Below are 645 nucleotides of genomic sequence, written 5' to 3' on the forward strand. Positions count from 1 at the left end.
GATCATCTTCACCGGCACGCCCGCCGGCCTGACCGAGGGGCCGCACCTGTACCGGCACGACGGCTGGTACTGGCTGGTCACCGCCGAGGGCGGCACCAGCTGGGAGCACCAGGTGACCGTCGCTCGGTCGCGCAACCTGCACGGGCCGTACGAGGTCGACCCGATCGGGCCGCTGCTGACCTCGGTCGGGCGTCCCGACCTGACCCTGCAGAAGGCCGGACACGGCAGCCTCGTGCAGACCCAGCACGGCGACTGGTACCTCGCCCACCTCGTCGGCCGCCCCTACACCCCCCTGGGCAACTGCGTCCTCGGCCGCGAGACCGCCATCCAGAAGGTCGACTGGACCCCCGGCGGCTGGCCCGGCATCCCCGGCGGCATCCCCGCCGACGAGATCGCCGCACCCGGCCTGCCCGTGCATGCCTGGCCCGCCGAACCCGCCACCGACCACTTCGACGCCCCGGAACTCGGCACGGCGTGGTCGACGCTGCGCCGCCCGGCGACGCCGGACTGGGTCGACCTGCGGTCGCGGCCCTCGCACCTGCGGATCTACGGCGGGCAGTCGCCGGTCGGCAAGCAGACCCCCAGCCTGGTCGCCCGCCGCGTCGGCGCGACCCGGTGCTCGCTGGAGACCGCCGTCGAGTTCGA

Annotated in this window: 1 protein-coding gene; it reads left to right on the forward strand. The window is 74.6% G+C overall.

The window, feature by feature from the left end; translation table 11 throughout:
* The coding region (locus HAV39_RS42040) for a family 43 glycosylhydrolase (RefSeq protein WP_191844662.1) at positions 1–645 on the forward strand (645 nt) is incomplete at both ends.

This window comes from Catellatospora chokoriensis, assembly GCF_011297315.1.
Taxonomy (GTDB): Bacteria; Actinomycetota; Actinomycetes; order Mycobacteriales; family Micromonosporaceae; genus Catellatospora; species Catellatospora citrea.